Genomic DNA, 25,586 nt, shown 5'->3' on the forward strand with positions numbered 1-25,586 from the left:
CTTACATTCCCTTTCGGTAGGCCACCGTGTTAACGGGGGCTTCAAACAGTTCGATCATCTCATCGTCTGCCTTGAGCAGCGTGACCGATGCTCCCTGCATCTCCAAGCTGGTGATGTAGGAGCCAACGAGGCTACCAGCCACCTCAACGTTCAGTTCACCCAGGCGCTTCGCAACGCGGGCATACATGATGTAGAGCTCGGACAGCGGGGTTCCGCCCATGCCGTTGACGAGGACGATAACCTTCTCGCCACCGGCCAAGGACAGATCCTTGACGACCGGGTCGAGAAGCTGGTCGGTGATCTCATCGGCGGTTGCCATGGGGATCCGGTGCCGTCCCGGCTCACCGTGGATGCCGATGCCGATCTCTACTTCGTCGTCATCCAGGTCAAAGGAAGGCTTGCCCGCGTGCGGAACCGTGCAGGCCGTGAGTGCCACGCCCATGGAACGCACGTTGTCGATGACGCGCTGAGCAACGGCCGTGACGCCCTCGAGGTCGTCACCGCGCTCGGCCGCAGCGCCCGCGATCTTCTCAACAAGCATGGTGCCAGCAACGCCACGGCGTCCGGCGGTGTACAGGGAGTCCTCGACAGCTACGTCGTCGTTGACGACAACGGAAGCCACCTTGATGTCTTCAGCCTCGGCAAGCTCTGCCGCGGTCTCGAAGTTGAGAACGTCGCCCGTGTAGTTCTTGACGATGTGGAGGACGCCAGCCCCGCGGTCAACGGCCTGCGTTGCAGCCAGGATCGGATCCGGGGTGGGCGAGGTAAAGACGGCGCCGGGAACGGCAGCGTCAAGCATGCCGTGACCGACAAAGCCAGCGTGGAGCGGCTCGTGGCCCGAGCCGCCACCGGAGACAAGAGCGACCTTGCCGGACTCCTTCTCCTGTGCGCGGGCAACAAACATCGGGTCCTCTTGGACCGTGACCTGCTCGGCGTGTGCAAGGGCGAAGCCGCGGACTGATTCGATGACGACATTATGTGGATCATTGATGAGCTTTTTCACTGGGACTCCTTTGGCCAGATCATGGTGTTCCACCCCACACTATACGCCCCGGAGGCGGTCAGAGCGACTGAACCAGAGACGGCCTTCACCGAGCGCGAACCAGCGTGTGACAACTTCTTGAGAGTTTCGGGTGAATCCGCATGTCCGGGCCCTCAACCGGCACGAGTCACCTCTCGCTCCCCGACACGTCAAGGCGAGCGGCCCGGGTAGCTAGTCCAGGCACGTTGCATGCAGCCCATAGGGCGGTGCGAGAAAGAGGAGGCGAAATAGAGAGAGTGAGAGAGGGACTGAAGTAGTGAGGGAGCGCGAGGGAGAGCGAGGGAGAGGATTGGCCATAGGAACGGGGGCTTCCGAATATTCGGAAGCCCCCACAGCAGGGACGGAGGAATGGAGGATGCGGGTTTACACGGGGAGGTCAGGTCCGTACTTAGCTGAACCGGCCCATTCTCCTTAGTTGAACCAGAGACCGATCTCGCGTGCGGCCGACTCGGGCGAGTCTGAGGAGTGGACGATGTTTTCGATCTGACCGGTGCCCCAGTCGCGGCCCAGGTCGCCACGGATGGTGCCCGGTGCGGCGAGCGTCGGTTCGGTAGAGCCGGACAAGGAGCGAATACCTTCGATGACGCGGGCGCCTTCGACGATAACCGCGACGATCGGGCCGGACGTCATGTAGGTCGTGAGGTCGGGGAAGAACGACTTCTCCCGATGCTCGGCGTAGTGCTCGCTGAGGAGCTCCTCGGTGGCCGTGACCATTTTCAGATCGGTCATGACGTAGCCCTTACGCTCAACGCGGGCGAGCACCTCGCCGGTGAGATGACGTTTGACACCGTCTGGCTTGATAAGAAGAAGAGTCTGTTCCATGCGTGAATTCTATCTCTCGACTGAAGAAAACCCGTGACCTAAGCCCCAGGGGGCGTTAGGAATTCGAGCCATCTTCCGCTTCGGTTTGTGTTCCTTCGTGGGCGTTCGCTTCCTGCTCTGCTTCCCACTGCGCTTGTTCGACACGGCGGATCTCGCGTTCGCGGTCGAGCTTGGAACCCCAGTAGATCGAGGCAACCCACAATGCCAGGAAGGTAATCCCCACTACGAGCGAGACCGGCATCCAGATCCCCATCGCGAGAACGACGGCCTGGGCGATAGAGCCGAGCACGAGGCCGACGTTCGGGGATTTCCTGATAGCGATGGCTGCGATCAGGCAGAAGGCCATGCCGACGCCGGTCACGGTCCAGATGACACCGGGGCTGGCGAGGCGCAGGCCAATGGCAGCGACGCCGCCAAACAGTACGACGAAGATCTCAAGAATCAGCATCGTGAGCGTGAACTGAGCGAGGGCCGACCCTTTGGGGATCGGTGCCGTCAGCGGATTACGTGCCATTAAATGCTCCTGGCCGCCTTTCCAAACAGCTCTCTGACCCGGGAAGCCAGCTCAATGGAGCCGATGGTGAGGACCGCAGGTGCTGTCATCTCTTCCTTGTTGAGCGATTCGGCAAGCGAGGCTGCCATGTCGACCGCTTCCAGCAGGTCGTATTCCTCGCGCACCCGTTCTTCCCCGAAGACATCTTCGGCGATTTCGCGAGCATCCTCGATGGGAAGTGCACGCGGGTTCGACAGGTTGGTGACAACGATGGCGTCAAGCACGGGTTCCAGGACTCCGAGCATCTGCTCGACCTCCTTGTCCGCCATAGCAGCAAACACGCCAACGATCGGGCCGTGGAACGTTTCCTTCATGGCGCCGGCTGCGGCTTCCACGCCTGATGGGTTGTGCCCACCATCCACGACGACCGTCGGGGAGTTGCGGACCACCTCGAGCCGGCCCGGCGAGGAGGCCGCCATGAGGGCGTGCTCGAGGACGGTGCCGTCGAGGGCCCCTCCCCCGAAGAACGCCTCAACCGCGGCGATTGCAAGAAGGCCGTTGCGGGCCTGGTGGCGGCCCAGCAGGTTGAAGGGGATCTCCTGGTAGGTGGCCGCCGGGGTTTGAATGGAGATCATCTGACCACCGACACCCGGGGTGCGGTCCAGCAGGAGTAGGTCCTTCGCTTCGATCTCCAGGTGCGCGCGATGAGAGGTGACGGCTTCCGCGAGGATTGGTAGCACGTCGGGGTGCTGGATTGCGGAGATCACGGTGGCACCGTCCTTGATGATTCCAACCTTTTCCTGAGCTGCCTCTTCGCGCGTGGGGCCAAGGAACTTCGAGTGGTCGACATCAATTGTCGTCAGTACTGCGACATCGGCATCGATCACGTTCGTCGCATCCCACCTGCCTCCCATGCCGACCTCAACAACGGCCACGTCAACCGGTGCGTCGGCGAAGGCGGCGTAGGCAAGAACCGTGTACACCTCGAAGGTGGACATGGGAGGGCCGCCTGCGGCGGCCGAGGCCCGGTCAACGAGGGTGATGGCGGGCTGGATTTGGTCCCACGCATCGACCCAGTCCTGCCGGGACAGGATCTCCCCATCGATCGTCACTCGCTCCCTCATGGTGTGCATGTGGGGCGACGTGTAGCGGCCCACCCGCAGGCCCTTCTCCGCGAGCAGGGCTGCGATCATCCGGGATGTCGAGGTTTTGCCGTTCGTTCCGGTGATGTGGATCGACCGGTAGGAGTTTTGGGGGTTACCGAGAATGTCGAGGCAGTCGACAACCCGCTGGGTCGAGGGCTGCACGTCGTGTTCGGGGGCACGGGCAAGAAGCTCGACGGCAATTTCCGCCATCCGCTCCTCCATGCCACTCTCCTGCGCAAGCTCGAGCGTCGGGTCGGGCTCTGCAATGACTTCGGCAATAATGTCGGAGTCGCCGAGGAGGCCCGAGGCCGCGATCTGCTGGACCGCCTCCTCGTATTCCTTCTGGGCCTGCTTCTCGGCTTCGATCGCCTTGCTGTCGGTCAGTCCCAGGTCCTCGCGGTCCTCAGGATTGGGTGTTGTCACGCAATCTTCTCCGTAGTAATTGACAGCTCACCCTCGGTGAGATCGACCTCGAGGGCAAGCGTCTCGGCCTTGATCAGCTCGAGATTTGCCTCGACGGCAGCGATGTCCGCGGCCGGGACAATGAGGGTGAGTTTGATGCGGTCGGCGACATGGAGGTCGCTGGCCTTGCGGGTGTCCTGGATCTGACGGATTAGGTCGCGAGCATAGCCCTCGGCCAGCAGTTCCTCATCGAGTTCGGTGTCGAGAACAACGAAGGATCCGGAGTCAAGCACGGTTGCCACGTCGCCATCCTTCGCGTTGACCACCGTCGTCAGGGTGAACTGGCCGGGCTCCAAGGTCACGGGCTCGTCCAGTTCCATGACGACGTTCTCGCCGTCCTTGTGCCAAGCACCGGACTTCGCTGCCTTGAACAGTGCCGAGGTGAGCTTACGGAGATCACCGGGGAGCTCACGCGGCTGCACGGCAAGGGTTTCGTTCACTTCAAGGCCGGATTCGGCCGCATTCGTGAAGGTCACGTTCTTGACGTTGACCTCGTGGGCGATCAAATTGGCGAACGGCGACAGGTCCAGGTTGGTGACGCATTCGAGGCCTCGCAGCGGCTGGCGCACGCGAAGCTTCTCGGCCTTGCGGAGCGAGTGGGCGGCGGAGACCACGGCCCGGACTTCGTTCATGACCTCGACGAGTTCGTCGTTGTCCCAGGCCGCGGGCGGGGTCGGCCAGTCGGTCAGGTGCACGGAGCGGCCTCCGGTGAGTCCGCGCCAGACTTCTTCCGCAACGAGCGGTGCGAGAGGCGCAATGACCTTGGAAAGGGTTTCGAGGGCCGTGTAGAGGCTGTCGAAAGCACCTTCCTCTTCGTTCCAGAAGCGGTCGCGGGAGGTGCGGACGTACCAGTTGGTCAGCAGGTCAAGGAACTGGCGGACCCGCTCGGTAGCGTTCGCGATCTCGTAGGATTCGAGGTCGGCACGGACGCCTTCGGCAAGCTTCTTGGTGGAGGCCAGCAGGTAGCGGTCCATGACATCCAGGTTCGTGGGATCTTCGACGAGCTTCGCTTCGTAGCCCGCACCCTGATTGCAGGTGCCGGCGTAGAGGGAGAAGAAGTAATACGTGTTCCACAGGGGCAGGAGCACCTGACGGACCGTGTCGCGCAGGCCCTGCTCGGTGACGATGAGGTTGCCGCCACGGACGATTGGGGAGGCCATGAGGTACCAGCGCATCGCGTCCGCGCCGACCTCGTCGAACATTTCGTAGACGTCCGGGTAGTTGCGGAGCGACTTACTCATCTTCTGACCGTCGTTACCGAGGACGATGCCGTGGGAAACGGAGGTGCGGAAGGACGGCTTGTCGAACAGTGCGGTGGCGAGCACGTGAAGGGTGTAGAACCAGCCGCGGGTCTGACCGATGTACTCGACAATGAAGTCACCCGGGTAGTGGTTCTCAAACCATTCCTCGTTCTCGAATGGGTAGTGGACCTGAGCGAACGGCATCGAACCCGAGTCGAACCAGACGTCAAGAACATCCGGGATACGCTTCATGGTTGAATTGCCGGTCGGGTCGTCCGGGTTCGGCCGCGTCAGGTCATCGATGTAGGGGCGGTGGAGATCCACTTCACCCTTCTCGTTCATCGGCAACCGACCGAAGTCCGCCTCCAGCTCAGCCAGTGACCCGTACACGTCGGTGCGCGGGTACTCGGGGTTGTCCGACACCCAGACGGGGATGGGGCTACCCCAGTAGCGGTTGCGGGAAATCGACCAGTCGCGAGCGCCAGCCAGCCAGTTACCGAACTGGCCGTGCTTGATGTGCTCGGGGACCCACGTGATGTCCTCGTTCAACTCGACCATGCGGTCACGGAAGTCCGTAACCCGAACAAACCAGGAGGTAACCGCCTTGTAGATAAGGGGTTCGCGGCAGCGCCAGCAGTGCGGGTAGGAGTGCACGTAAGAGGCCTGGCGGACCAGGACCGGGCGGTCGTTACCGCGTCCGGCCATGGGACCCGTACCGTCGCGCAGGTCGCGGATGATCGGCATGTTCGCCTCGAACACCTGCATGCCCTCGTAGTCGCTCACCTCGGAGGTGAACACCCCACCAGCGTCGACCGGGACAACGGTCTGGATGCCAACCGCGCCGGCTACAGCCATGTCGTCCTCACCGAAGGCGGGAGCGATGTGCACGAGGCCCGTGCCATCCTCGGTGGTGACGTAGTCACCGGTGATGATCTGGAAAGCATTCGGGCCGGGCGCAACGGAGTCGTCGCGTCCCTGGAAGTAGGTGAAGATCGGGGCGTACTTACGGCCTGCGAGATCGCGACCCACGATCGTGTCAACAACCTCGGCGTCCTCGCCAAGTTCCTTCTCGTAGGCAGACACGAGGTCGGCAGCAAGAATAACCTTCTCGCCGGCTAGATCGCCGGTGACGGGTGCGACAACCGAGTAGTTGACGTCCGGGTGGACAGCGATCGCGAGGTTTGAGGGCAGGGTCCACGGGGTCGTGGTCCAGATCAGTGCCAGTTCGCCGGTTTCGAGGCGAACACCGACGGTGACGGTCTGGTCCTGACGGTCCTTGTAGACGTCGTCATCCATTTTCAGTTCGTGGTTCGACAGCGGCGTCTCGTCATTCCAGCAGTAGGGCAGCACGCGGTAGCCCTCATAGGCGAGTCCCTTGTCATACAGCTTCTTGAAAGCCCAGATCACGGACTCGACGTACGGGGTTTCGAGGGTCTTGTAGTCGTTTTCGAAGTCGACCCAGCGGGCCTGGCGAGAAACGTACTCTTCCCATTCCGTCGTGTACTTCAGAACAGAGGAACGACATTCGGCATTGAACTTGTCAATACCCATGTCCTCAATCTGGTCTTTCGTTTCGATTCCGAGGAGGCGCTGTGCCTCGAGCTCGGCGGGAAGGCCGTGAGTGTCCCAACCGAAGCGACGTTCAACGCGCCTACCGATCTGGGTTTGGAACCTACCTACAAGGTCCTTGATGTAGCCGGTCAGCAGGTGACCGTAGTGGGGCAGGCCGTTCGCAAAAGGAGGTCCGTCATAGAACACGAACTCGTTGGAGCCGTTCTCCCCCGGGTCACGGTTATCAATGGAAGCCTGGAATGTGCCGTCCTGCTTCCAGTAGTCGAGAATGCTCTCTTCGAGCTTGGGGAAATTGGGGGACACCACGACCTCACCATCGCGGTGGAGCGGGTAGCGTACGGACTTGTCAGCCATCTGGACAGCATCTCCTCGTTGACCTGCGCCGGGACGAGCGAATCGGTTTTGATCCTCCCGCGGTACCACCCCGCTTGCCGCATGCGGCCGCTTCATTAGGAGACGATGACGGGCCCAACCGTCCGGTTCTACTAAGCAGAGCAAAAACTCTTGCCGTTCTTCCGGATGCTCGCCGGTGATATCCCCTCCCGGGGCCGGGTCATAGCAATCAGTAGCTTACATCTATCGGAACGCAAATCACCACATTCCTATTCCACGACCTCTCACAAAACGAAGACGTGACATCGGTGGACGAGGGGAATGGCGGCGGGAAACGGTTGGGCGCCCTGAACTCTGCAGGGCGCTGCAACTATTAACGGCTCTCCGGCATGCCCTGCTCGGGAGTATTGCCTTCACCATCGGACAAATTATCGCCGTTGGTAGCAGACGTGACACCGGTACGTGCTGAACTACTGGTACTTGACGAACCACTGTCTTCCGCTGAGGCCTTGGGGGCCCCCGAGCCATCTGCCGGCAGGAGCTTGAGTCCGACGATGGCGGCGATGATGCCAATGAGGAACAGGCTCTTGAGGAAGCTTGCCTGCTCGGTTCCGGTGATGAGTGCGTAGGCCACGGTGAGGGCAGCACCCGTTCCGGTCCACACCGCGTAGGCGGTGCCGAGCGGGATCACTTTCATTGCCCGGGCAAGGCCAAGCATGGAGATCGTCATCGCGACCGCGAAAATGATTGTTGGGACCGGTTCAGTAAAACCGTTGGATTCTCCAAGCGCGGTTGCCCAGATGGCTTCAAAAACTGCGGAGATTAGAAGAATTGTCCACGCCATGTCAGCTCACCGCCTTCAGTCCGGCAACGCAGCCAATAAGCAGAACAAGCAGACCAACCCGTGCGAGCGTCGCCTTCTCGATTCCGCGATACATGGAATAGATAACAGTGAGCGAGGCACCGATACCAACCCACACGGCATAGGCAGTTCCCGTGGGCAGGTCAATCATTGCCCACGCGAGGCCGATGACGCTGATGGGGGCCGTGACGAGAAAAAGGAGGGAGGGTTTGAGCTTCTTAAAGTTATCTGAAGCATCGAGGGCACCGGCCCAGACTGCTTCGAAAGCTCCCGAAAGGATAAGGACAAGCCAGGACATGACATCAACTCCATTGAGTCAGTCTTGTCGTGTGCGGGTACTGCTCCCTCGTCCGCGCGCCCGGTTTTGGCGCCGTCAACACTCTAAAAGACCACCGAATTTCCTTCAATCTATGGTGACACAGTCACCGGGTGACACAATTTGCTAGTGATCACAATCGCCCAAATAGCACTCTCTTCCTCGCCGGCGCCGTCGCGGGCCATCAAGGAGTTCACCCGCGTCCTGGAACAGTCAGCTTTGCTAGTGGAGGGCGACACAGAATCGGTCTCCACCACCGAAATCCGAACCCTTCGATATCGGAACCAGTTCTCGAGGCGCAGCATTTGTTTGCTCGCTATCGACTCAGGCCTCGGGCAGCGAATGGAATCTAACTACGGGCTCCCCCTCCTTGCCGGCTCGGCCGATGGGGTTGCCCGGTGGGATAAGGATTCCGATCAGCCGGTCTCGATCACGCCCGAGCAACCCTGGCCCGGCACCGTCATTGGAGCCGCCGAACTTAGCATTCCCCTGAAAGAAAACCTGGACTCCGCGTACGTCTTCCTCCACGCCCTGCCGGGACACGAAGACGCACTCGCACATCTCTGGGAGACAGCACAGAATATTTTTCGTACGGAGAAACGGTCAAAGATCTCCTCCTACGTGGACCACAAGTTCGGCACCGACCACAGGGCCCCAAGCTCCGATGTGTCACTTGCATCCACCACTATCTCGGACTTCCTCATCTCCGCCGGTTTCGAACTCACCCAGACGGAAATCTGCAGCAGACTCAGCCTGCCTGCGGACGAAACGGTCCTCGCGCCCTTGAGGGAGGCAGCAATTGCCAAATCTGGTGACTACCGCCTGCTCTCCTGGACTGGTGGAACTCCGCAAGAGTACCGGGAAGACATGGTGGAAATGATGACGGCGTTCGAGATGGATATGCCGATGGCGGGAATCGTTGAGGCCGAAGCGAACTACAGCGTGGAACGGCTCATCAAGAGCGAGGAGATGATGGCGACCCTCGGCACCACCTCCATCATCACCGCGGCCCAGCACATTCCCACCGGTCACCTAGCCGGATACACCCAGCTGGACTTTGAGCCCGGCAAGCACTCCGTTATCCAAGAAGACACCCTTGTCCTCAAAGAGCACCGCGGCAATCGCCTCGGCTACCTCATCAAAATTGACAACCTGGAGCGCCTCCGCGAGCAGGCTCCCGAACGTACCTTCATTCAGACCTGGAACGCCGGGGAGAACGAATGGATATGGGGCATTAATGAGCAGATGGGGTTCCGCCCGCACACGGCCGTTGGCCTGTGGCAGAGGAAAATCTAAGTCCAAGGCTCTTATCAGCTCGTGGGACGTCAAACCGATGCCCGGAGCAGGCCGAGAAAGACCGCCCGTTCAACGGTTTCTGCCACCCGCGCACTGACGAGCAGGTCACAGCGCTCACCTGTCAGAGGCTGGTACTATGCGGACAGTAAGGAGGCCCCTTTGTCCCATGATCATTCCCATGCGACTGCGACAACGAACCGCAATCGCCTGCTTGTTGCTTTTGGTGTAACCGCCACAATTCTTGTCGCCGAGGTTATTGGTGCCTTGTGGACCGGGAGCCTCTCGTTGCTCACGGATGCTGGGCACATGCTGACTGACACGGTCGGACTGTTCATGGCGCTGATCGCCACGCAGCTCACGTTGCGTCCTCCGGACAATCGCAGAACCTGGGGAATGCGAAGGGCAGAGGTTCTTGCCGCAGGCTTCCAGGCTTCTGTCCTGTTCATTGTCGGAATGTTCGCCATCGTCGAGGGCATCCGGCGTCTTATCGAACCATCCGAGGTCCACGGGACCGGCCTGCTGATCTTCGGCATTGTTGGCCTTGCCGGTAACCTCATTTCCCTTGCCGTGCTCTCGGGCGGTCGGAAATCAAACATCAACATGAGGGCCGCTTTCCTTGAGGTCATCAATGACGCTCTCGGTTCGGTCGCCGTCATCATCTCCGCCATCATCATCGCCACCACCGGGTGGGTGCGGGCAGATGCCATCGCAGGCATGATCATCGCCCTTCTCATCCTGCCCCGGGCAATCATCATCCTGAAGGAATCGGGAGCGATCCTTCTGGAATCAACCCCGGCAGGGCTGGACCTTGAAGAAGTACGCCAGCACATGCTGGAACTCCCCCACGTTATCGCGGTTCACGATCTGCACGCCTCCGAGATCTCATCCGGGTTCCCCACCCTGTCGGCACACGTTGTTCTCGACGATTCCTGTTTCCACGACAATCACGCGCCCCAGATCCTTGACGCACTGCAAGCCTGCGTGAAAGAACACTTCCCGGTTAGCATCGAGCACACCACTTTCCAGCTCGAACCAGTCGGCCACACCGACCACGAATTCCACACCCACGACTGAGCCAGCCACACAGACATCCGTTTGAGCCCGCTCCACTTACGTCCAGCTTTTTGATCGTCCGCGTCTGCTTTTCTGGTGCACCTCAGGTCCGCTGGTAAACATGCCGTTAAGCGGTTGGGAACAGTGACGGTATTACGCCGCTTTCGGTGACCTTGTCACCGTTTCTTAACCATCCGGCAATGGGACACCCCCATAACTGTGGGCTGTCGGCAACCTCCGTTACATACGTTGAAATTGTGCGTATAGCAATGTTTACCGAGGTATTTGCCCCGAAGGTCGACGGCATCGTTACTCGCCTGACCCATACAGTTAGAGAACTCTCCGAACTTGGCCATGATGTCGCCGTCATTGCCCCCGGCCCTGGCCCTAGGCAGCACGACGGGATTCCCGTATATCGGCTCCCGTCTGCTCCGTTTAAGCCCTGGTATCCCGAGGTGCGCGTGGGGATCCCCAGTTTCGCTGTGACCTCCCATGTCGCCAGGTTCAACCCCGACATCATTCACGCGGTCAACCCGATTGCGTCCGCAGCCTGGGGCATTCGCCTGGCTCGCACCATGAACCTGCCCTTGCTCGCCTCTTATCACACGGCTCTCCCCCAGTACACGGAAGACTTTGGCCTTCCCGTCCTGCGTAAGCCGTCGGAGTTCTGGATCCGCAGGCTCCACAATCGTGCCGACGTTAACCTGTGCCCTTCCGTCCCGATGGTCGATGAGGCCCGCGCACTCGGCATTGAACGAGTAAGCCTGTGGCCCAAGGCTGTCGACACGGAACGGTACCGTCCCTCCAAGCAGTCCGATGCTATGCGAGAGAGACTGACCGCCGGCAATCCGTCGGATCCCCTCATTCTTTATGTCGGCAGGCTCTCTGCCGAAAAGAACCTCCTGTCGCTACGCCCCGTTCTCGACAGGATCCCGAACGCCCGTCTCGCCTTTGTTGGCTCCGGTCCCTTCGAAGAAGAACTGAAGAAGGCTTTCGCAGGAACGAAGACGGTCTTCACGGGTTACCTACACGGCGAGGATCTCGCCGCGGCTTTTGCTTCTTCCGATGTGTTTGCCTTCCCGTCGCTGACCGACACGCTCGGCAATGTCGCCTTCGAGGCCATGGCCTCCGGCACCCCCGTTGTTGGTGCCAACGCCGGTGGCATTCCCGACATTGTTCAGGACGGCATTAACGGTTTCCTCGTCAACCCGGCCGATACGACCATGTTCGCGGACCGGATCACCCAGATTCTGTCCCGTCCCGACCTTCGCGCGGAGCTCACGGCAGGAGCCCTCTCCTCAGCCCGAGGCAAGTCGTGGCGCGCGGCAACCATGACCGTGGTCGACAACTATGCCAAGGCGGCCCTACGCTCCCATATCCGCCGCGGCAGCACCCTCCCCGCGGGCGTCGACGCACCCGTCGGAGCCACCCGCGTCAGCTAACCCAAAACAACTATCTAGAGCTTTGTGGCCACCCAAAACGGGTGGCCACAAACGTACCGAGCCTTCAAAGCTCACAAACCATTCTCAACTCAACGCCGATTTAGACGACGGGATTCACACGATGGGATTCGCACGACTGCTGGAGAATCCAGAAGGCCAGAATTTCGTGCGCTCAAGACGCCACGTTGTTCCTGCTTGACATTCACCTTTGCTATAGCGACTACGCACTCAGCTCTTAAGATCTCCAGTACCGCTGAGAGTCAGAACTCTCGTGTTCGCTTCAGCATCCTTTCGACGAGGTCCCGGTAGTCGCTCGTGTCGGTGGAGGCAAGGTAAGCGGATGCCATACGAAGTGGGTCTCCATGGAAATAGTATTCGTAAAGTCCCTGGCGGCCTGCGAACGATGAGACCGCTGCATCGAAGCCCATGTTGAACAGGTGGACGCGGTCGCGCCCCGGCAGTGTTTTCGACTGGAGGTAACGGCTCGCATCGCCTGCAATCTCCCCCGACATGTCTGATTCGTACGGTAGGGCGGTAAGACCGGAGGCAACGAACTTCCGAATCGTTTCCGGCAGGGTCTGGAAATAGCGGGGGAACCACGTGCGGATGGCCGCAAGCGGTGCCATGTCTGGTTGGAAGAAGCCGTACTCGTTGATCTTGCCGTCGACCTCGGCAGCGCGGAGTGCTGATCTGCCCATCGTGGCCGCCATGATCGCCTGAGCAATGTCGTCCTGAATGTGGCCGTACCGGTCGATCCCGATTGCCTCCGCCATCTCCACCAGCAGGCCGGCAAAGAACTCGGTTTTCACGGTTGTTCTCGTCACCGACTGGTGAGCCATAAGGGCAGTGGCCCCGGTGTCGGTGAGCATAGCGTTGGACTTGGCGGGGTGGCCCAGAAGGAACACCCTGTCCCAGGGAACGAGCACATTGTCGAACACGCAGATTGCGTCGATCTCTTCGAACCGCGAAGCAAGCGGTTCATCAAACTCGCTATTCCCGTATGCGAGCGGGCGACGGGCCAACAGCCGTAGTCCTTCAATATCCGAGGGAACGGCAAAGGCAAAGGAGTAGGGCTTGTCATCAACCCCGGTACGCAGGACCGTCTGCGGCATCACCAGAATCTCGTTGGCAATCGGGGCGTTGGTCGCCACCATGCGGGCACCGGAGACCGTGATCCCGCTGTCGTCTTGGGCGACAACCCGCAGAGTCGTCTCTCCCCCACCCTGCTCGGCGGCAGAGACTGCCCGGTTTGTTTGGGGTGAGCCAACGGTCGCGGTGAGGAGAACATCGGATTCCTTCGCCCACCGCACATAGTTCTCGATGTTGATGGCGAACTGTTCATCGGCTTCCGCAAACCAGTCCCGTGCCTGGCCGAGCGCCGTCAGAGCGGCGTTCAGGTAGTCCCCGGTCCGACCAAGCATGCCGCCCGAGTATTCGGCCCACTCCCTCGCCGCGCTTCTACGCCGGACCAGATCATCGGCAGATTTGGGCACAAGGAAGGACGTGGCGTAGCGGGAGCCGTTTTCCTCAAACGTGAGGATGTCCTGTTTCTCCCCTTCCTGCATGTCATACAGGTCAGTGTAGGAGCGGATCACTCCGGCAAACGCTGGGTGGTCAATGACGGAATCGACCTTCCCGTCCAGATAGACGGACGGGTTCATCTGCTTGAGGCTGTCAATATAGGAGGCGCCGTTGCGGGCTGGCATAGGTTTCCTTACATGAGGTGCTCGCGGCCGAGCACCGTCTCTGAGATTTCGGTAAAGCGAGAGCCGTTAAAGCCAAGCGGATCGCCCCGGCGTGAACCAAAGGACTGTATTTCCCCAAGGACAAGCGTGTGGTCGCCCCCGTCATAATCCGCCCATGGTGTGCACTCGAACCAGGCAATCGATCCATCAAGACGAGGCGCTATTTCCCCGTCCAGCCATTGCGGAGCATCATTAGGCCGACCAGCGAAGCTCATCGCCACTGCCTCTTGGGATGATCCGAGGACATTCACCGCAAAGGGGCGGTTCAACAAAAGATCATGTGAAGAAGTTGTCCGCTGGATGGAGACCAGTAGAAGAGCAGGATCAAACGAGACCGAGGTGTAGGAGTTCACGGTAATTCCCCGCCGCACACCCTCCGCTTCGAACGTCACCACGCACACGCCGGTCGGGAACCGCGAGAACGCAGTCCGGAGCCTTTGTAGGTCGGTAGTCGCGGGTAGCGGCCGCGGCTCACTCCGCTTCTCAAGCTGCTCGATGTACCTATCCATCGCTCCCCTTCATCTCATCCCCCACAGTCATTACGCACATTCAAAACGCACACCGTCCTCATACGCACAGTCCAAACACGCTCGGTTCAAATACCGGGACAGTCCAGACCTGCATAGCCACGTCAGCCACGTGTCCGAAACGTGCCAGTTCCACGAATCAGCCGTGTAGCTGGCGCACGTGTCTGCTGTGAGGAATTTGTCCTATATGTGTATATATGACAGTGCCTTGCCCCGGTCCCCCGGAGCAAGGCCTGCGTGCTATGGGCGAACTACTTGCGTGCGACGACAGTGTTTGATGCTTGCGCGACAGGGCGGATCAGCATCGAGTCAATATTGACGTGGTCGGGCAGTTCGAGGGTCCACATGATGGCCTCGGCAATATCCTCGCCAAGCAGTGGCTCGTCGACGCCCTCGTAGACTTCTTCCGCCTTTTCTTCGGAGCCGAGACGGTTGAGGGAGAACTCTTCGGTCTTGACCATGCCGGGGCCGATCTCGATGAGGCGGATCGGTTCACCAACCAGCTCGAGCCGCATCGTGTTCGGAAGCATCCGCTCCGCGTGCTTCGCAGCGGTGTAGCCGCCACCACCCGGGTAGGTGTCGTGTGCTGCGGTCGAGGTGAGGAACACGAAGGATCCCTTGCCGCGTTCACGGAAGATCGGGAGGATCGCCTGCGTAATCCGCAGGGTGCCCAGCACATTCATGTCGTACATGGCCTGCCAGTCTTCGATCTTTCCGTCTTCAACCTTGTCGACGCCACGAGCGCCGCCCGCGTTGTTGACGAGGGCGTCAATCCCAAACTCGCGGGCACGTTCGGCAAGCTTCGCGACGTCTTCGTCGACCGTGAGGTCGGCGGTGATCCATTCGCAACCGGTTTCTTCCGCGAGTGCCTTGAGGCGTTCTTCGCGGCGTGCCGTTGCCAGCACCTCCCATCCTGCGCTCCTCGCACGGCGGACTGTTGCTGCGCCGATTCCAGTAGATGCTCCAGTGACAAGAACTCGTTTGCTCATGCCACCAGTCTCCCCCTTCCTCCTCGGTTAGGCTAGTTCCATGATTGGTTTCCTTGGATCTGGCAACATGGCACGCGCGATTGTGGCGGGGCTCGTCGCAAACGACTACGACCCGAGCGACATTGTCGTTTCGTCTCGGGACCCACGCAACGCCGAGAAGCTGGCGCACGCCACGGGCGTGGACTTTGCGCAGTCAAATGAGGAACTGGTTTCCATGATCGGCTACGACGGAACGCTGGTTCTCGCGGTCAAGCCAAACATGATTCCCGGTGTTCTTGAACCGCTGTACGCCGATCTTGCGGAGACTTCGATTCTTGTGGTGTCGGTTGCCGCCGGCACGTCACTCGGGTTCCTGGAGTCTCATCTTCCCGATGGGCAGGCCGTCGTACGTGTGATGCCGAACGTTAACTCCCAGATCGGTGCTGGTATGAGCGGGATCTGCGGGAACGAGGCGGCAACCGAGGAGCAGCTTGACTCGGTTTTTGCCATGTTCGATTCGATTGGCGAAGTAGCTCGTATTGCTGAGAAGGAATTCCCGGCATTCTCCGCTATCGCGGGTTGTTCACCGTCCTACACCTTCGGATATATCGAGGCCCTGGCGCGTGGCGCTGTCGCCAATGGAATCCCGAAGCATCAGGCTGTCCGCATCGCGGCCCAGGCCGTCTTGGGCTCAGCCCAAATGGTTCTTGAGAAGGTGGGCGAGGGGCTCACACCCGCTAATCTCCGTGACACGGTGAGCTCACCGGGCGGCACAACGATCGCTGGTGTTATTGCCATGGAAGATGCTGGGTTCTCGGCCTCCGTGGTACGCGGCGTCCAGGCCTCCATTGATCGGGACATCGCCATCCAGCGCGGCGAATAGGTCGTCCCGAATAACAGGATCGTCCGACCCTAGACTGCACGCCCCGCACAGCGGGGCCCACAGAATGTCGGACATTGGACCTTCGTTTGATTCTGGAGCCTCAGTTCTTGCTTTTAGCCTTTCATGGCAACGCCGATTCGCCAGTAGCCCATGAAGGCAACCTGGCTGCGGTCCACTCCCCTGTCTCGAACGAGGTAGCGGCGAAGTTCCTTGACGACTCCACTTTCACCTGCGATCCAGTAGTAGGTGCCGTCGGTTGGTTTTTCATCGGTGGCAAGGTCCTCGCCTGCGGATGAATAGTTCGGGGTTTCCCACAGCAGTGGTGCGTCTGGGCTTTCCGCAGAAACTGCGGAGACCGGATCTTCAACATGCCATCCCAAAGCGGGTGCTAGACGCGATCCCTGCTCGGCCCCGGAGCGCGGGAGCCACGTGACTTCGTGGTGCGGGGCAGACGTGATCTCTAGTCGATCGTATTCGGTGGGGATCTCGATGTAGGCGGTGCAGGGAACTTCTGCGCCTTCTTTTGCGAGGTCTTCGAGGATTCGCGCTATCGCAGGCGCAGCTGTCTCGTCTCCGAGGAGAACCACTTTCTGCGCTTCACCGCGATTGAATTCAATGCCGCCGGAGGCGGCACCTTGCATGGGTGCAATGAGAATGATTTCGGAACCGATCGTGGCGTATTTTGCCCAGGTGGCCGCGGGGCCGCTCTTTCCGTTTTCTTCGTGCATGACGAAGTCAATTGCCAGGCGTACTTGGTCGTCTACTCGGGTGGCGGACCTAACGGAGTAGGTGCGCATGATCCCCCGACTGTCTTCGGGGATGTCGAGCCAAGCCCGGTACCACTCGTCGGTTTCAACGAGCTCAGGAAGCTGACCCGATGCTGATGGGAAGATCAGCTTGATCCGCTGATCGTAGAAATGGTCGTCGGTATCCAGATCCAGGTCCGGGCCGGTAAACACAATCCTCCGGAAGTTTGGGGAGAGGTCGACGATTTCGTCGACGCGGACGCGGACGGGGCCAAATGTTGCCATGGTCCCTACCTTTCGTTGGTGTGGTGACGGCCAATCGGCATGACTAACGGACTGTCGGACACGGGATCGGGGTGCACCTGGCAGCGGATCCCGAACACCTCGAGCATGGTCTCAGGAGTGACAACCTCATCGGGGGTACCCTGATGCATGATTGCCCCGTCTTTCATGGCAACCAGATAGTCCGAATATCGGGCGGCCAGGTTAATGTCGTGCAGGACCATGACAATCGTTGTTTCCTTGGATGCGTTCAGATCGGTGAGCAGGTCGAGGATCTCAAGCTGGTTGGCCAGGTCCAGGAAGGTTGTTGGTTCGTCAAGGAGAAGGATGTCTGTTTCTTGGGCGAGAGACATGGCGATCCAGACCCGTTGGCGCTGGCCACCGGACAGTTCGTCAACGGCCCGTTCAGCCAGATTGTCCGTTCGCGTTGAGGCAAGGGACTGGGCGACCACCTCGTAGTCGCGGGGCGACCAGCGCCCCATGATCCCCTGGTGCGGGTGGCGGCCCCTGCCCACCAGGTCGGTGACAACAATGCCTTCGGGGGCGATTGGCGACTGCGGGAGCAAGCCGAGGACCTTGGCAAGCTGCTTCGGGGTCCGAGACCGGAGTGGTTTCCCATCGAGCAGAACATCACCGCCCTCGGGTTTGAGTAGCCGGGATAGGGCACGAAGCAGGGTGGACTTGCCGCAGCCGTTGGGCCCGACGATCGAGGTGATTTTCCCGGGAGGGACCTCCAGTGTCATGTTCTCGATAACGGGGCGGTCCCCATATCCGAGTGCAATGTCTTGTGCGACAAGCGTGTGCTGATCTGTCACAGGGAACTCCCTCCGCGATTGGTGCGGGCCAGAAGATAGATAAGGAACGGTGCACCCAGCGCCCCGGTGATAACACCTACGGGGTAACGGGTGCCGAAGAGGAACTGTCCGGCAAGATCCGCGATCAGAACGACGAGCGCGCCGACAACCGCGGACGGCAAGAACAGCGAACCGCCCTGCCCAACAAGACGAACCGCGATCGGGCCGGACACGAAAGCGACAAACGCAATCGGACCGCACGCGGCCGTGGCCACGGCAATGAGAATCACTGCGGAAACGATGAGTGCAACGCGGGTGGACTGGACTCGGACACCGAGACCCGCAGCCGTTTCATCACCGAGCCGCAGAACATTGAGGTTCCGGGAAAACACCACGATGATGGGGATAAGAATGCAGACGGCCCACACGAGCGGCGTGGTCCGCTCCCACGTGGCACCGTTGAGGGAACCCGTCAACCACCTCGTCGCCGTTGGCAGATCCCACGTGCTTGCCTGCGACAGAGCGTAGGTAACAACAGACTGGAGCATTGCGGCAACACCAATGCCGATGAGGATGAGCCGCGTTCCAGCAAACCCTCCCCGATAGGACAGGAGATAGATCGCGAGCGCAACAAGCAGGGAGGCAACGAGCGCAACGGCCGACACCTGGGCCTGCCCCATCCCGAAGATCACAATGCTGATAACACCGGCGGCTGAGGCACCTGCCGAAATACCGATGATGTCGGGAGAGGCCAGCTGGTTGCGGAGCATCGTCTGAAACGTCACGCCCGCTGCACCGAACGCGAGGCCTGCCAACAATCCCATCGTGGCTCGTGGGAGACGAAGAACACCCACAGCATACGAAGCCCCGGGAACACCCTCGCCCCTGATCACCGCCATAACATCGGATGGTGGGTAAAACACCTCACCCCACATGAGACTGAAGGCGTAAACGGCCACAAGCAGGACAATGAGAAGCCCGGTAATGATTCCGCGCCTGCGGATCCTGTTATGACGGGACTGCTTCAGCCCCTGGGCAAGAGGAATGGAGCCTGGAGAATCTTCCGTCGACCGTGTGACCGCCTGGTTAGTCGCCTGCTCGGTGAGGACATGCTCGGCTGAATCGTCTGGCCTGGCAGAGAGGATGCCGTGGTCGATAACGTCCACATCGTCGACATCCGCAGAGTGAGCGTTAACGTCAGTGCCGTTTGCTCCGGCAAGGTCACGGGACCCGGCAACGTTTTGGGATGAGGTTTTAGAGTAGCTAGGTTTCACAGTTCCCTCACCTTCTGCCTACGGACAATCCAGATGAAGAAGGGGGCACCGATGATCGGCATGATGATGCCGACCGCTATTTCCTGGCCCGGAACGACGACTCGGCCCAGGGTGTCCGCAAGGATAACGAGGACAGCCCCGGCGAGGGCCGTGGTTGGCATGAGCCACCGGTGATCCGTTCCGACGATGAGGCGGCACAGGTGCGGGACAATCAGCCCCACGAAGCCGATGGGGCCGGCCAGTGCCGTTGCCACACCGCAGAGGATCACGGCCCCTATCGAGGACAGGATCCTGGTCCGTAGCACGTTTTCACCGAGACCGGTTGCGAGCTCGTCACCGAGTGCCAGGGCGTTGAGGCCGCCCGCAGTGAAGAAGCAGATAAGTGTGCCGACGATGAGGAACGGCATGGCAATCGCAAGCCTGTCCCACTCCGCTCCTGCAACGCCGCCAATCTGCCAGTGCCGGAAAGAATCCATGACGTCGATACGGGGCAGGAGAATCGCGGAGACGAGGGCAGTGAGTGCGGCGGAGGTTGCGGCGCCCGCGAGCGCAAGCTTCAACGGTGTGGCTCCGCCGCGACCGAGCGAGCCAACGACGTAGACGAAGGCCGCGGCAAAGGCAGATCCGAGGATGGCGAGGAACATGATGCTCACGGGGTTTGTCGCCCCAAAGAAGGTCATGCCGATAACCACGGCAAGGGACGCTCCCGATAGGACGCCGAAGATCCCGGGGTCGGCAAGCGGGTTTCTGGTCACCGCCTGCATACTCGTCCCCGACATGGCGAGTGCCGCTCCGATGAGGAAGCCGAGGGCCGTACGGGGAATTCTCTTGTAGGCAGCCGCCTGTTCGGCCGTGTCGGTCTGGCCTTGGATAGCAGCAAGCGCGTCGGAGACTCCGATCGAGCGGACACCGAACATGATCGAGGCAAGGACAGCGAAAGCCAGAAGGACAAGTAGGAGGGTAATGAAGGCGAGGCGGCGCCCACCCCGGGAACGTTCAGTCCTCGGGGCGGGCACCGCTTGCGTGACTGTCATCGACGTTAGTTAAGTGCTTCTTCGAAGAGGGAGAAATAGTCGTCAATCCCCCATGCCACCGACAGCGGTGACGAGTTAGCGGCCGCGGCGAGCGGGCCGTTACCGAGGAAGACGACGCGGCCCTCGGCGATTGCCGGGATCCGGGACAGGAGAGCATCCCCCTGCCACGCTTCAAGGCTGGCTTCGTTCTCGGCAGGATCATCGGAGCCGTAGGCGATAAGGAAATCGACATCGTCGAAAGCCTCGGGATTCTCGGCGGAGACCTCGACGTAGAACGTCTCAGCGTCGGCGGATTCATCGAGGATGCTGGCAGTTCCGAAACCGTTGTCGAGCAGGAAGCCTTGGCGCGGATCAAGTGCCGTGTAGACACCGATCTTTGACATGTCAGAGTTATCGATGAAAGCGAAGACGGGCTTCGTGCCCTCCAATGAGGGATGGTTCTCCAGGGCGGCGGAAATCTCGGCGTCGAGCTCCTCGACGAGCTGCTGGCCCTCTTCCTCCAGACCGAGGGCCTTCGAGTTCACGAGGATCGTGTCCTCAAGCGACGTACCCCACGCAAGCTCCGGGTAGGCGACGACAGGAGCAATCTTGGAAAGCTGGTCGTACTCTTCCTGCGTCAGGCCGGAGTAGGCGGCAAGAATAACGTCAGGATTCGTGTTGGCGACCGTCTCGAACGGGATGCCGTCCGTCGCATCGAACAGCTCGGGGGTCTCCCCACCAAGCTCGGCTAGTGCCTCTTCTACCCAGGGCAGCATGCCGTTGTCGTCATCGTCTCCCCACGAGACCCTCTCCATACCAACCGGCACAACACCGAGCGCGAGGGGAACCTCGTGGTTGTTCCACGCAACCGTGGCGACCCGTTCCGGCTTCTCCTCGATCGTTGTCGAACCAAAAACGTGTTCAATGGTCACCGGGAACGCGTCCGTTTCGGCGGTGTCACCGTCAGTGGTGTCTCCACCATCGCCAGTATCCTCGCCGGCAGTTTCCTCTGCCGCGGTGGTCGAATCGGTATCGGTCTCTTCATCCGAGCTACATGCAGCGAGTGAGATAGAGAGGGCGGCTGCCGCAAAGCCTGCAAGAAGGCGGCGTGGTGTCATGGGAACTCCCGTGTGTGCAATGACCGGCGGGACTCAGCAATTGCCGAAGCTCCAACCGCGCCCAACGAAGTTAGGCTAGCCTAACATTACATAGATTTACGCAATGTCGATAGGACTTAATTCCCGGTACCGCCATCCACTCCGCAACTGGACGAAGCGGAATAAACCGGTCACCAGGGAAATTGCCGACAAATGCAAGAAAAAACAGGTGCGAATGAATCGCAGAACACATTCCCAGTGGCACGAAGGAATTTATGCCAGTTCACAATCTGAAACTGCGAGACACTTCACGTCGGGATGACAAGGTCGGATTCTGCTCATTCATACCTAAAGCACGACCTACCTACTGGAGCTGCAAAACCATGGCCTTGAGATACCACGTCGTGCGCGGGACTCAACCTGGACCTCGCCGAACTCAGTCCTCGTTCTCGACCGGAGTCAGTCTTGGTCCTCGTAAGTGAGGAGATGTCCAAGGCCGCGAATCGCGACGACGGGATGGTCCGGATAAGCATTCATGAGAACCTCGGCTGTTGCTGCCAAGCTCCTACGCAAATCAGCGCTACCGATTGTTGAATCAATTCCGGCCGCGGACAGAAGCTCACCCGGGCCGGTGATGATCACCCCGGGTCGTCCACCGAACCTGGCATCGAGGCCCCGGCGGATTTCCCGTGCACTTGTTCGGGGATCCTCCGGAGGAAGAACGGAAATGCCACGCGGACTGTTCCCCTCGCTCAGAGCGTCTTCTTTTGCTGTTCCTTCTTTGACGAGCCTGCCTTCGCAGATTGCGACAAGCTTGCGGGCAATGACAATGATGTCGCCCTGGGCAACACCAACGGCACGATCGGGCCACACAAGAGTGTTGAGTGCGGGCGAGATTAGAGCGGGAACATCATCCTTCGTCGTGGCCTGGGGAATACCGGGGACGGCGACGGCAAGGAGGGTACTGCGTGGGGCTTCCATGGGAACCAGGGTACCGAGGGAAGCGCGAGGTCAGTGAATGTAGCAGAGCTATGCATGCTGGTACGCAGTTACGCGGCAATCACGTTTGTTGATAAACCCCGGGACCAGCAGCAGATGGTTACGAGGGGAACGGAAGACCCAGTGGCGGACTCCCGTGCGGTTAGTTCATTCCCCCGGTTTGCACTTACCCCAGTCCCGGTTCGCCCTTATCCCAGTAATGTGCCAGCAGGACACGTACTTTGCCAGTGGGAGATGCCGCACACGAGTCCCGTGAGAACTGCCGCACCTGAGCCGGTGGGAACTGTCGCACATGGTTATGGGCGCAAATATTGATGGCCAGCCAAATATGAAACAATTGCGCCATGACAGAGAACGCTTCAATCGTTGCCGCCGTCGACGCTCCCGACAGGGTGAGCCTCGATGGCCTGGAAACCAAGTGGGGAACCGCTTGGGAGGAGAACGGTACCTACGCCTACGAGCTCACCTCCCGCGAGAACACCTACTCGATCGACACTCCCCCGCCGACCGTTTCCGGCTCCCTGCACGTCGGACACGTCTTCTCCTACACTCACACGGATGTGGTGGCCCGCTACCAGCGGATGAAGGGGAAGCACGTCTTCTACCCGATGGGATGGGATGACAACGGTCTGCCGACCGAGCGACGCGTTCAGAACTACTACGGGGTACGTTGCGATCCTTCGCTTCCCTACGTTGAAAACTTTGTTCCCCCGCACGACGGTGGCGACGGCAAGTCCATCAAGTATGCGGACCAGGTGCCGATCTCGCGCCGAAACTTCATTGAGCTCTGCTGGGAGCTCACCGCACAGGACGAAGCACAGTTCGAGCACCTGTGGCGCACCCTGGGTCTGTCAATTGACTGGAAGCAGAACTACCAGACGATTGGCGCAAAGGCACAGAAGGTTGCCCAGGCGGGGTTCCTGAGGAACCTCGAGCGCGGCGAGGCCTACCAGGCACAGGCCCCCGGCCTGTGGGACGTCACGTTCCAGACCGCCGTTGCCCAGGCCGAGCTTGAGGCCCGCGAATACCCGGGCGCCTACCACAAGATCGCTTTCCACGGAGAAGCTGGCGACGTTGTCATTGAGACAACCCGTCCCGAGCTCCTGCCCGCCTGTGTCGCCCTCATTGCCCACCCGGACGATGAGAGGTACCAGCACCTGTTTGGCACCACCGTCACCTCCCCGGTTTTTGGCGTTGAGCTTCCCGTTCTTGCTCACACGGCCGCTGAGAAGGACAAGGGCGCCGGCATCGCCATGTGCTGTACCTTCGGTGACCTCACCGACGTTCAGTGGTGGCGTGAACTCTCACTCCCGCTGCGGTCTGTCCTCGGTAAGGACGGCCGCATCCTGGCCGAAACCCCCGAGTGGATCACCTCCGACGAGGGCGTTGCCCTGTACGAGGAGATGGCGGGGAAAACCGTGTTCTCGTCCCGCAAGGCAGTTGTCGACAAGCTCAGCGAGACCGGCGAGATGATTGGCGAGCCCGAGAACACGAACCGCATGACGAACTTCTTTGAGAAGGGCGACAAGCCACTCGAGATCGTCACGTCCCGCCAGTGGTACATCCGCAACGGTGGTCGCCCCTACCAGGAAGCCAACGGTAAGGAACTGCAGGAGAACCTCCTGGACGCCGGTAAGGACCTGGCCTTCTACCCGGACTTCATGCGCGTCCGTTACGACAACTGGACGAAGGGCCTCAACACCGACTGGCTGATTTCCCGTCAGCGTTTCTTCGGTGTGCCGATCCCCGTCTGGTACGCGATCGACGACAACGGCGAAATTGACTACGAGACAGTCCTCGTCCCCGAAGAGTCGCAGCTTCCCGTTGATCCTTCTTCCGATGTTCCAGTGGGATTCACGGAAGACCAGCGCGGCGTCCCCGGCGGCTTCGCCGGCGAAGTCGACATCATGGACACGTGGGCAACCTCGTCCCTTTCGCCCCAGATCGCGACGGGCTGGCTGACCGACGACGAACTGTTCAAGGCCACGTACCCGATGGACCTGCGCCCCCAGGGCCAGGACATCATCCGCACCTGGCTTTTCTCCTCCATGGTCCGCGCCCACCTCGAGTTCGGCGAAAACCCGTGGAAGCATGCCGCGATCTCCGGCTGGATTCTCGATCCGGACCGTAAGAAGATGTCGAAGTCGAAGGGCAACGTCGTCACCCCGCTCGGACTGCTCGAGAAGCATTCCTCCGACGGCGTGCGCTACTGGGCAGCCTCCGCCCGCCTCGGCACCGACGCGGCCTTCGAAGAGAACCAGATGAAGATTGGCCGCAGGCTTGCGATCAAGCTTCTTAACGCCTCGAAGTTTGCTCTCACCATGGGTGGGGACGCTGTCGAGTTCAACCCGGCTAAGATCACTCTGCCGGTGGACCGCGCCATGGTCGCCACCGTTGCCCGCGTCGTCCGCGAGGCCACAGCCGCTTTCGAGGCCTACGACCACACCCGTGCCCTCGAGGTCACCGAGTCGGCCTTCTGGTCATTCTGCGATGACTACCTGGAGCTCGTGAAGGACCGCGCCTACAACCGTGACGACCAGTTCGCACTGGCCGACACCGAGTCGGCACGCGCCGCACTGGCACTGTCCGTTGACGCGTTCGTCCGCCTGCTCGCTCCCTTCCTGCCGTTCGCGGCGGAAGAGGTCTGGTCTTGGTACGCCAAGGGCTCCGTCCACCGCGCCACGTGGCCGGTCGCTGACCCGCTCGAGAAGGCAGCCGCCGGCCAGGATGAGTCGCTTTTGACCGTTGCGGGTGAGGCGCTTGCCGCACTTCGCCGCGTAAAGAGTGAAAATAAGGTGTCTCAACGCACAACCTACGCATCAGTAGCTATGATTGCTCCCAAGGCAAGCCATGAGCAGATTGAGGCGGTCCTCGCGGACCTGCGCCAGGCAGCTCATGTGCGCGGCCCGCTCGAGATCGGTGAAGGCGAGAACATCGCCATCTCCGGCTACGAGCTGGACCCCGCGCCTGCCAAGAACTAGGCACCAGCCCTCCGGGGCGGGAAGGGAAATTATGACACAACACGATCGCCAAGTGAGCTTCACCGAGGGCCCGGTCAAGGTTGAAGACAACCAGAACCTGGCCCAGTTGCTGGAGACTCTCACCGAAGAGCGCCCCAACAGGGTCGTCATGGAGACAAAGACGGCTATTGGAGCGGCCTGGGTGCCCGTCACCTACCG

21 protein-coding genes and 1 riboswitch are annotated in these 25,586 nt (G+C 60.5%); of the genes, 5 read left to right on the forward strand and 16 right to left on the reverse strand.

Annotated elements, in window-relative coordinates:
• Window position 1: 1 nt before the first annotated feature.
• The 7 genes from dhaK to ACTHUY_RS08055 all read right to left on the reverse strand — a co-directional run bounded on the left by dhaK (window position 2) and on the right by ACTHUY_RS08055 (window position 8,270).
• Window positions 2-1,003, reverse strand: a complete 1,002-nt coding sequence (gene dhaK, locus ACTHUY_RS08025; RefSeq protein WP_441654097.1) for a dihydroxyacetone kinase subunit DhaK — start codon at window positions 1,001-1,003, stop codon at window positions 2-4.
• Between the two features lie 450 nt (window positions 1,004-1,453).
• Window positions 1,454-1,864 carry a nucleoside-diphosphate kinase gene (gene ndk / locus ACTHUY_RS08030; RefSeq protein WP_441678395.1) on the reverse strand — a complete coding sequence of 137 codons (411 nt, stop codon included), beginning with the start codon at window positions 1,862-1,864 and terminating at the stop codon, window positions 1,454-1,456.
• Window positions 1,865-1,919: 55 nt separating this feature from the next.
• A complete protein-coding gene (locus ACTHUY_RS08035; protein ID WP_441654099.1) occupies window positions 1,920-2,378 on the reverse strand; it encodes a DUF4233 domain-containing protein in 459 nt (152 codons plus the stop codon).
• Window positions 2,378-3,925: a bifunctional folylpolyglutamate synthase/dihydrofolate synthase gene (locus tag ACTHUY_RS08040; RefSeq protein ID WP_441654100.1), complete on the reverse strand. Its 1,548-nt coding sequence runs from the start codon at window positions 3,923-3,925 to the stop codon at window positions 2,378-2,380. Before ACTHUY_RS08040 ends, ACTHUY_RS08035 begins: the two co-directional genes overlap by 1 nt.
• Window positions 3,922-7,131, reverse strand: a complete 3,210-nt coding sequence (gene ileS / locus ACTHUY_RS08045) for an isoleucine--tRNA ligase (protein WP_441678396.1) — start codon at window positions 7,129-7,131, stop codon at window positions 3,922-3,924. The genes ACTHUY_RS08040 and ileS overlap by 4 nt, the downstream gene beginning before the upstream one ends.
• A 352-nt stretch (window positions 7,132-7,483) precedes the next feature.
• On the reverse strand, window positions 7,484-7,954 hold the full coding sequence (locus ACTHUY_RS08050; RefSeq protein WP_441678397.1) for a DMT family transporter: 471 nt from the start codon (window positions 7,952-7,954) through the stop codon (window positions 7,484-7,486).
• 1 nt (window position 7,955) lies between these two features.
• Complete coding sequence (locus ACTHUY_RS08055; protein ID WP_126703783.1) at window positions 7,956-8,270, reverse strand: DMT family transporter; 315 nt, start codon at window positions 8,268-8,270, stop codon at window positions 7,956-7,958.
• Window positions 8,271-8,282: 12 nt separating this feature from the next.
• A riboswitch (guanidine-III (ykkC-III) riboswitch) is annotated at window positions 8,283-8,347 on the reverse strand.
• 70 nt (window positions 8,348-8,417) lie between these two features.
• Between ACTHUY_RS08055 and ACTHUY_RS08060 the strand changes: the two genes are divergently transcribed.
• From ACTHUY_RS08060 to ACTHUY_RS08070, 3 genes are all read left to right on the forward strand, one after another.
• Window positions 8,418-9,584, forward strand: a complete 1,167-nt coding sequence (locus ACTHUY_RS08060) for a hypothetical protein (RefSeq protein WP_441678398.1) — start codon at window positions 8,418-8,420, stop codon at window positions 9,582-9,584.
• A 159-nt stretch (window positions 9,585-9,743) separates the two neighbouring features.
• Window positions 9,744-10,658: a cation diffusion facilitator family transporter gene (locus ACTHUY_RS08065; RefSeq protein WP_441678399.1), complete on the forward strand. Its 915-nt coding sequence runs from the start codon at window positions 9,744-9,746 to the stop codon at window positions 10,656-10,658.
• Window positions 10,659-10,894: 236 nt separating this feature from the next.
• Window positions 10,895-12,079 carry a glycosyltransferase gene (locus ACTHUY_RS08070; RefSeq protein WP_441678400.1) on the forward strand — a complete coding sequence of 395 codons (1,185 nt, stop codon included), beginning with the start codon at window positions 10,895-10,897 and terminating at the stop codon, window positions 12,077-12,079.
• Window positions 12,080-12,339: 260 nt separating this feature from the next.
• Here the strand turns inward: ACTHUY_RS08070 and hpaB are convergent, their stop codons facing one another.
• The 3 genes from hpaB to ACTHUY_RS08085 all read right to left on the reverse strand — a co-directional run bounded on the left by hpaB (window position 12,340) and on the right by ACTHUY_RS08085 (window position 15,340).
• Window positions 12,340-13,785 carry a 4-hydroxyphenylacetate 3-monooxygenase, oxygenase component gene (gene hpaB / locus ACTHUY_RS08075; protein WP_441678401.1) on the reverse strand — a complete coding sequence of 482 codons (1,446 nt, stop codon included), beginning with the start codon at window positions 13,783-13,785 and terminating at the stop codon, window positions 12,340-12,342.
• An 8-nt stretch (window positions 13,786-13,793) separates the two neighbouring features.
• A complete protein-coding gene (locus tag ACTHUY_RS08080; protein WP_441678402.1) occupies window positions 13,794-14,333 on the reverse strand; it encodes a flavin reductase family protein in 540 nt (179 codons plus the stop codon).
• 269 nt (window positions 14,334-14,602) lie between these two features.
• On the reverse strand, window positions 14,603-15,340 hold the full coding sequence (locus ACTHUY_RS08085; RefSeq protein ID WP_441678403.1) for an SDR family NAD(P)-dependent oxidoreductase: 738 nt from the start codon (window positions 15,338-15,340) through the stop codon (window positions 14,603-14,605).
• Window positions 15,341-15,380: 40 nt separating this feature from the next.
• Here ACTHUY_RS08085 and proC point away from each other — a divergent pair, with 40 nt between their 5' ends.
• Window positions 15,381-16,202 (forward strand): pyrroline-5-carboxylate reductase, encoded by an 822-nt coding sequence (proC, locus tag ACTHUY_RS08090; RefSeq protein WP_441678404.1) that lies wholly within the window; start codon window positions 15,381-15,383, stop codon window positions 16,200-16,202.
• Between the two features lie 113 nt (window positions 16,203-16,315).
• Here proC and ACTHUY_RS08095 read toward each other — a convergent pair whose 3' ends face one another.
• The 6 genes from ACTHUY_RS08095 to ACTHUY_RS08120 form a co-directional block, all read right to left on the reverse strand.
• Window positions 16,316-17,233, reverse strand: coding sequence for a siderophore-interacting protein (locus ACTHUY_RS08095; protein ID WP_441654108.1), 918 nt, complete (start codon window positions 17,231-17,233; stop codon window positions 16,316-16,318).
• Between the two features lie 5 nt (window positions 17,234-17,238).
• A complete protein-coding gene (locus tag ACTHUY_RS08100; protein ID WP_441654109.1) occupies window positions 17,239-18,045 on the reverse strand; it encodes an ABC transporter ATP-binding protein in 807 nt (268 codons plus the stop codon).
• Window positions 18,042-19,298, reverse strand: a complete 1,257-nt coding sequence (locus tag ACTHUY_RS08105) for a FecCD family ABC transporter permease (protein ID WP_441675333.1) — start codon at window positions 19,296-19,298, stop codon at window positions 18,042-18,044. The genes ACTHUY_RS08100 and ACTHUY_RS08105 overlap by 4 nt, the downstream gene beginning before the upstream one ends.
• On the reverse strand, window positions 19,295-20,332 hold the full coding sequence (locus ACTHUY_RS08110; RefSeq protein ID WP_441654111.1) for a FecCD family ABC transporter permease: 1,038 nt from the start codon (window positions 20,330-20,332) through the stop codon (window positions 19,295-19,297). The genes ACTHUY_RS08105 and ACTHUY_RS08110 overlap by 4 nt, the downstream gene beginning before the upstream one ends.
• A gap of 5 nt (window positions 20,333-20,337) precedes the next feature.
• Entirely contained in the window at window positions 20,338-21,429 is a 1,092-nt protein-coding gene (locus ACTHUY_RS08115) for an iron-siderophore ABC transporter substrate-binding protein (protein WP_441678406.1), read from the reverse strand.
• 438 nt (window positions 21,430-21,867) lie between these two features.
• On the reverse strand, window positions 21,868-22,389 hold the full coding sequence (locus ACTHUY_RS08120; RefSeq protein WP_441654113.1) for a coenzyme F420-0:L-glutamate ligase: 522 nt from the start codon (window positions 22,387-22,389) through the stop codon (window positions 21,868-21,870).
• A gap of 362 nt (window positions 22,390-22,751) precedes the next feature.
• Here ACTHUY_RS08120 and valS point away from each other — a divergent pair, with 362 nt between their 5' ends.
• Window positions 22,752-25,388: a valine--tRNA ligase gene (valS, locus tag ACTHUY_RS08125; RefSeq protein WP_441654114.1), complete on the forward strand. Its 2,637-nt coding sequence runs from the start codon at window positions 22,752-22,754 to the stop codon at window positions 25,386-25,388.
• Window positions 25,389-25,586 lie beyond the last annotated feature (198 nt).

This window comes from Flaviflexus sp., assembly GCF_052087705.1.
Lineage (GTDB): Bacteria > Actinomycetota > Actinomycetes > Actinomycetales > Actinomycetaceae > Flaviflexus > Flaviflexus ciconiae.